This is a genomic window from Allostella sp. (assembly GCF_041913585.1).
Classification (GTDB): Bacteria; Pseudomonadota; Alphaproteobacteria; order ATCC43930; family Allostellaceae; genus Allostella.
The window spans coordinates 1-6485 of record NZ_JAYSFE010000184.1 but is presented as its reverse complement, the minus strand read 5'-3'; the positions used below and the strand labels follow the sequence as shown (position 1 = coordinate 6485).

Here is a 6485-nt window from a genome sequence, read left to right as displayed (position 1 = left end):
TGGCGCGCAGGATGTTCTCCATCTTCATCGCCTCGACCACGGCGAGCGGGTCGCCCGCCTTGACCTCCTGGCCCTCGCGGACGGCGACCTGGGTCAGGAGCCCCGGCATCGGCGAAAGCAGGAAGCGCGACAGGTCCGGCGCCGCCTTCTCCGGCATCAGCCGCGCCAGCGCCGCGACGTGGGGCGCCAGCACGCGCAGGCCGAGCGTGGCGCCGCCGTGCGACAGGCGCCAGCCCAGGCGGTCGCGCGCCACCTGGACCGTCAGCGGCCGGCCGCGCAGACTGCCCTGGAAGAGCGTCTGGCCCGGCTGCCAGTCGGCGTCGAGCCGCACCGATTCGCCTTCGGACAGGACCGTCGCGCCGGCCTCGTCGAGCCGGGTCGCGACCGCCCGCTCGCCGCCGTCGCCGACCACCGTCCAGTCGCTGACGGGGCGGAGCCGGCGGCCCGGCATCTGGCCGCTGACCGCGGCATCGCGCGCCGTCGACACGGCCTGCAGGTAGGCCGCGACCAGGCCGAGGTCGCGCCGCGTCGCCGCCGGCAGTTCGGCGCCGGCGAAGCCGCCCGGGAACTCCTCGGCGATGTAGTTGGTGGTCAGTCGTCCGGCACGGAAGCGCGGCCGCGCCAGCACCGCCGACAGGAAGCCGACATTGTGGGTGACGCCGCCGATCTCGTAGGCGTCGAGGGCCGTTAGCAGGCGGTCGGTCGCGGTCTCGCGGTCGGGACCGTGGGCGACCAGCTTGGCGATCATCGGGTCGTAGTGGACCGAGATCTCCGCCCCCTCGTAGATGCCGGTGTCGACGCGGATGCCGTCGCCGGCCGGCGGGCGATAGCGCACCACCCGTCCGATCGACGGCAGGAAGCCGCGATAGGGATCCTCGGCATAGACGCGCGCCTCCAGCGCCCAGCCGCTCATCCGGACATCCTCCTGGCGGATGCGCAGCGGCTCGCCGGCGGCGATGCGGATCATCTCCTCGACGAGGTCGAGGCCGGTCACCGCCTCCGTCACCGGATGCTCGACCTGGAGGCGGGTGTTCATCTCCAGGAAGTAGAAGTTGCGGTCCTTGTCGACGATGAACTCGACCGTCCCGGCCGAGCGATAGCCGACCGCCCGGGCCAACGCCACCGCCTGGGCTCCCATCGCCGACCGCGTCGCCTGGTCGAGGAAGGGGCTCGGCGCCTCCTCGATCACCTTCTGGTGGCGGCGCTGGATCGAGCATTCGCGCTCGCCCAGATGGACGACGTTGCCGTGCGCGTCCGCCAGCACCTGGATCTCGATGTGGCGCGGCTCCTCGACATACTTCTCGATGAAGACGCGATCGTCGGCGAAGCTCGACCGTGCCTCGCTGCGGGCCGACCGGAGGCCCTCCTCGACCTCGGCGGCGGAGCGGGCGATGCGCATCCCCTTGCCGCCACCGCCGGCCGACGCCTTGATCATCACCGGATAGCCGATGGCGGAGGCGATCCCGACCGCCTCCGCCTCGTCGGCGATGACGTCGAGATGCCCGGGCACCGTCGAGACGCCGGCGGCGTGCGCCAGCTTCTTCGACTCGATCTTGTCGCCCATCGCCGCGATCGCCTCCGGGCCCGGCCCGATGAAGGCGATCCCCGCCGCCTCCAGGCGGGCCGCGAAGTCGGCCTTCTCCGAGAGGAACCCGTAGCCGGGATGGACCGCCTCGGCCCCCGTCTCGCGCGCTGCGGCGACGATCCGGTCGGCCACGAGGTAGCTGTCGGCCGCGGCCGCGCCGCCGATCGCCACCGCCTCGTCGGCCATGCGGACATGGAGCGCCCGCTCGTCCGCCTCCGAATGGACGGCGACGGTGGCGATGCCGAGCCGCCGGCAGGTGCGGATGACGCGGCAGGCGATCTCGCCCCGGTTGGCGATCAGGATCTTGGCGAACATCGGCGCGCCGGTCAGGCGGAGTTGACGGAAAGATAGACCTGCTGGCCACCCTCCCAGATCATGGCGAGCGCGACGTAGAAGATCATCGCCAGGCCGACATAGGCGATCCAGCGGTATTTCTGCAGGAGGGCGGCGATCGCGGTGGCGGCGGCGCCCATGAAGGCAACCGACATGACGAGCCCGGTGACCAGCACCCACGGGTGCTCGCGCGCCGCCCCGGCGACCGCGAGCACGTTGTCGAGCGACATCGAGACGTCGGCGGCGACGATCTGCATGGCGGCCTGGGCGAACGTCTTGCGCGGCGGGCCGGCGGTGGCGGCCGGGTCGCCGCCCGTCGCCTCCTCCAGCAGTTCCTCGGCCTCCTCCTCTTCCTGCTCGTGGCCGGCGCGCAGTTCGCGCCACATCTTCCAGCACACCCAGAGCAGCAGGATGCCGCCGGCCAGCATCAGGCCGATCAACTGCAGCAACTGCGTGGTCAGGGCGGCGAAGGCGATGCGCAGGACGGTCGCCGCGGCGATGCCGATGAGGATGACCTTGCCGCGCTGCTCCTTCGGCAGGCCCGCGGCGGCGAGCCCGACCGCGATGGCATTGTCCCCGGCCAGCACCAGGTCGATCAGCAGAACCTGGCCCAGCGCGACCATCGCCTCGGCATTGAAGATGTGTGACAGATCCATGTGGAGGGGCACCCCGAGGGTCAGAGCGGAAGGTTGTCGTGCTTCTTCCAGGGATTCTCCAGCCGCTTGTCGCGCAGCATGGCGAGCGCGCGGGCGATGCGGCGGCGCGTGCCGTGCGGCTGGATCACGTCGTCGATGAAGCCGCGGCTGGCGGCGACGAACGGGTTGGCGAACTTCTGCCGGTATTCCTCGGTCCGCTGGTCGATCTTCGCCTGGTCGCCGAGGTCGCCGCGGAAGATGATCTCGACGGCCCCCTTCGGCCCCATGACCGCGATCTCGGCCGTCGGCCAAGCATAGTTGACGTCGCCGCGGAGGTGCTTGGAGCTCATGACGTCGTAGGCGCCGCCATAGGCCTTGCGGGTGATGACGGTGACCTTCGGCACCGTCGCCTCGGCATAGGCGAAGAGCAGCTTGGCGCCGTGCTTGATGATGCCGCCATATTCCTGGGCGGTGCCCGGCAGGAAGCCCGGCACATCGACCAGCGTCACGATCGGGATGCCGAAGGCATCGCAGAAGCGCACGAAGCGCGCCGCCTTGCGGCTGGAATCGATGTCGAGGCAGCCGGCCAGCACCATCGGCTGGTTGGCGACGATGCCGACGGTCGAGCCGCCGATGCGGCCGAGCCCGACGATGATGTTGGCCGCGAAGTCCGGCTGGATCGGGAAGAAGTCGCCCTCGTCGACGATCTTCTCGATCAGTTCGCGCATGTCGTAGGGCTTGTTGGGATTGGCCGGGATCAGCGTGTCGAGGGAGGGTTCCTCGCGGTCGACCGGATCGGCGGTCGGCCGGACCGGCGGCCGCTCCCGGTTCGAGGACGGCAGGAAGTCGACGAACCGGCGGAGCTCCAGCAGCGCCTCGACGTCGTTCTCGAAGGCGCGGTCGGCGACGCCCGAGCGGGTGGTGTGGGTGACGGCGCCGCCCAGCTCCTCCTGCGTCACCGTCTCGTGCGTCACCGTCTTCACGACGTCGGGGCCGGTGACGAACATGTAGGAGCTGTCCTTCACCATGAAGATGAAGTCGGTCATCGCCGGGGAATAGACCGCCCCGCCGGCGCAGGGACCCATGATCATGGAGATCTGCGGCACCACGCCCGACGCCAGCACGTTGCGCTGGAAGACCTCGGCATAGCCGGCGAGCGAGGCGACGCCCTCCTGGATGCGGGCGCCGCCGGAATCGTTGAGGCCGATGACGGGTGCCCCCACCCGCATCGCCTGGTCCATGACCTTGCAGATCTTCTCGGCGTGGGCCTCGCTCAGGGCGCCGCCGAACACGGTGAAATCCTGGCTGAAGACGAAGACGAGCCGGCCGTTGACGGTACCGTGCCCGGTGACGACGCCGTCGCCCGGCACCTTCTGACCGGCCATGCCGAAATCCGTCGAGCGGTGCTCGACGAACATGTCCCACTCCTCGAACGACCCGGGGTCGAGCAGGACGTCGATCCGCTCGCGGGCGGTCAGCTTGCCCTTGCCGTGCTGGGCGGCGACGCGGCGCTCCCCGCCGCCGGCGCGCGCCAGACGGCGCATCTCCTCCAACTGCTCGACGATGTCCCGCAAACCCGGCCTCCCGACGCCCGCGTCGTGCCATAGCACCTCGGGCGGACGATGCAAACCCTCCGGCGGCCCCTACCCCAGCAGCGCCACGAACCGCTCGACGGCCTGAAACTCGGCCCGCAGCGCCTGGCGCCGCTGCGCCGCTTCGGCATCTTCGCCCCATTGCTCGATCTGGAAGCTCTCGTCGAGCTGCGAGGCGGCCCAGGCCGCTTCGGCATCGAGCCGGCCGGCGACCAGCGCCAGCCCGATGACGACCGACCCCGCCGCCGCCGTCGCCACCGAGAGGGCGGCCAGCCGCCACGGATCGAGCCGGCCGACCGCGGCCCGCATGGCCGCCATCGCCTCGGCCGGCTGGGCGACCGGCATGATCCCGTGCGCCACCTTGAACGCGGCGTCGTGGTCGAGCGCGACCCAGTCGAGCAGCGGCTGCCATGCCGCGTGCTGGCGATGGGCGAGCGCCGGAGGATCGTCGGCGCGATAGCAGACGAGATCGGTCTCGCCAAAGCGCGCCGCCGCGTCGGCGACCGCGGCCGGATCGGGCTGGACGCGGTCCAGCGCCGTGCAGGCCAGCTGCATCATCGGCATCCGGTCGGGCCGGACGGTCTCGCCCTGGCCGTCCCACTCCGCGGCGATGGCCGCGGCCAGTCCCTCGGTCGGCACATGCAGCGACCGGCGCGCCGGGGTCCGCACCGGGCGGCCGTCGAGGCGCACCTCGAAGCCACCGTCGCCCTTCGCCACCGAGACGCTCTTATAGACGCGACGCATTCTCCTCCCCGGACAGCAGTTCCGATGCCAGGCGCGGCAGATCGACGGGCGCCGCGGCGACGCACCGGGCGCCGGCCCGCGTCAGCATCGGCGGCGGGTGGTGCCCCCAGGCGACGCCGATCGCCGCCACGCGGGCGTTCCGCGCCATTTCCATGTCGTAGGTGGTATCGCCCACCATCGCCGTCGAGCCCGGTTCGGCACCCGTCTCCGCCATGGCGCGGAGGATCATGTCCGGTGCCGGCTTGCCCGGTCCGTCGTCGGCGGTCTGCAGGGTGACGAAGCGCCGGCGCAGCCCGTGCGCATCGAGGAGCGCCAGGAGCGGGCGGCGGGCCATACCGGTCGCGACGCCGAGCAGGCAGCCGGCCGCCTCCATCGCCACCAGCGCATCGGCGATCCCGGGAAAGAGCGGCTCGCCGCCGTCGGGGCGGGCGCGCTGCGCCGCGAACGCCGCGCGGAACCCGGCCGCCGCCCGGCGATGCAGTTCGTCCGGCGCATCGGCCGGCAGCAGGCGGCGGAGCGCATCCTCGAGCGACAGTCCGCCGACGCGGCAGACCGCCGCTTCGGCGGGCGGCGGCAGGCCGGCGGCTGCAAAGCCGGCCGCCATCGCCGCGACCGCGGCATGGCGGCCGTCGACGAGCGTGCCGTCGCAGTCGAAGAGCACCAGGCGGATCGGGAGCGTGGCGGCCATCGGCCGCGACCATAGCACCCATCGCCTATGGCCGCCGCACCGGCCGGGGCCTATGTATGGCGGGTCATGAGCAGCCCGCCCCGCACCCTCGTCCTGACCGGCGCCAGCCGCGGCATCGGCCACGCCACTGTCGCCTACTTCATGGCGCGCGGCTGGCGCATCATCACCTGTTCGCGCGAGGACGCACCGCCCGAGTGCCGGCGCAACACGAGCTGGAGCGACCATATCGTGGCCGACCTCGGCGACCCCGCCGGCCAGGCCGCCTTCGTCCAGCAGGCGAACGCCATCGTCGGCGACGGGCCGATCCATGCGCTGGTCAACAATGCCGGGGTATCGCCGAAAACGCCCTACAAGGAGCGGCTCGGCTGCCTGAACGGGTCGATCGACGGCTGGCGGGCGGTGTTCGAGCTCAACTTCTTCGCGCCGCTGGTGCTCGCCCGGGGCTTCGCGGCCGCACTCCATCGCGGCCAGGGTGCCATCGTCAACGTCACCTCGATCGCCGGCCACGCGACCCATCCCTTCGCCGGCTCCGCCTACTCGACCTCCAAGGCGGCGCTCTCGGGCCTCACGCGCGAGATGGCGGTCGAGTTCGCCGGCATCGGGGTGCGTGTCAACGCCGTGGCGCCGGGCGAGATCGAGACCGCGATGCTGTCGCCGGAGACCGAGGTGCTGATCCCGCGCATTCCGCTCGCCCGCCTCGGCCAGCCGGACGAGGTCGCGGCCGCCATCCACTATCTCTGCAGCCCCGAGGCGACCTATGTCACCGGGACGGAGATCTTCATCACCGGGGGGCAGCACCTGCTCTGAGGCGCACGGGCCGGCCGCGGCGCCCGGTCAGGCGCGGCACCCGGTCAGGCGAGGCCGCGCAGCCAGGCGAGGCGGCGTTCGAGATGGTCGGCGTCGAGCGC

At 72.0% G+C, this 6485-nt stretch carries 6 protein-coding genes; 1 reads left to right on the top strand and 5 read right to left on the bottom strand.

Features of this window, described 5'->3' with window-relative positions; all coding sequences use genetic code 11:
- The 5 genes from ACE3Q3_RS22170 to ACE3Q3_RS22150 form a co-directional block, all read right to left on the bottom strand.
- Positions 1-1900: acetyl-CoA carboxylase biotin carboxylase subunit (locus tag ACE3Q3_RS22170; protein ID WP_374449656.1), on the bottom strand; the 1900-nt coding region annotated here is incomplete at its 3' end.
- 11 nt (positions 1901-1911) lie between these two features.
- A complete protein-coding gene (locus tag ACE3Q3_RS22165) occupies positions 1912-2574 on the bottom strand; it encodes a TerC family protein (protein ID WP_374449654.1) in 663 nt (220 codons plus the stop codon).
- A gap of 20 nt (positions 2575-2594) precedes the next feature.
- Positions 2595-4097 (bottom strand): acyl-CoA carboxylase subunit beta, encoded by a 1503-nt coding sequence (locus ACE3Q3_RS22160; RefSeq protein WP_374449658.1) that lies wholly within the window; start codon positions 4095-4097, stop codon positions 2595-2597.
- Positions 4098-4196: 99 nt separating this feature from the next.
- Positions 4197-4889, bottom strand: coding sequence for an ATP12 family chaperone protein (locus ACE3Q3_RS22155; protein ID WP_374449652.1), 693 nt, complete (start codon positions 4887-4889; stop codon positions 4197-4199).
- Positions 4873-5577, bottom strand: a complete 705-nt coding sequence (locus tag ACE3Q3_RS22150; protein WP_374449650.1) for an HAD-IA family hydrolase — start codon at positions 5575-5577, stop codon at positions 4873-4875. Before ACE3Q3_RS22150 ends, ACE3Q3_RS22155 begins: the two co-directional genes overlap by 17 nt.
- Before the next feature lie 66 nt (positions 5578-5643).
- Between ACE3Q3_RS22150 and ACE3Q3_RS22145 the strand changes: the two genes are divergently transcribed.
- Positions 5644-6384: an SDR family NAD(P)-dependent oxidoreductase gene (locus tag ACE3Q3_RS22145; protein ID WP_374449648.1), complete on the top strand. Its 741-nt coding sequence runs from the start codon at positions 5644-5646 to the stop codon at positions 6382-6384.
- Positions 6385-6485: the final 101 nt, after the last annotated feature.

Excerpts from the sequence above, each read along its gene's own strand:
- ACE3Q3_RS22165 (WP_374449654.1), bottom strand. The coding sequence starts at position 2,574 with ATGGATCTGTCACACATCTTCAATGCCGAGGCGATGGTCGCGCTGGGC.
- ACE3Q3_RS22160 (WP_374449658.1), bottom strand. The coding sequence starts at position 4,097 with ATGCGCCGTCTGGCGCGCGCCGGCGGCGGGGAGCGCCGCGTCGCCGCC.
- ACE3Q3_RS22155 (WP_374449652.1), bottom strand. The coding sequence starts at position 4,889 with ATGCGTCGCGTCTATAAGAGCGTCTCGGTGGCGAAGGGCGACGGTGGC.
- ACE3Q3_RS22150 (WP_374449650.1), bottom strand. The coding sequence starts at position 5,577 with ATGGCCGCCACGCTCCCGATCCGCCTGGTGCTCTTCGACTGCGACGGC.
- ACE3Q3_RS22145 (WP_374449648.1), top strand. The coding sequence starts at position 5,644 with ATGAGCAGCCCGCCCCGCACCCTCGTCCTGACCGGCGCCAGCCGCGGC.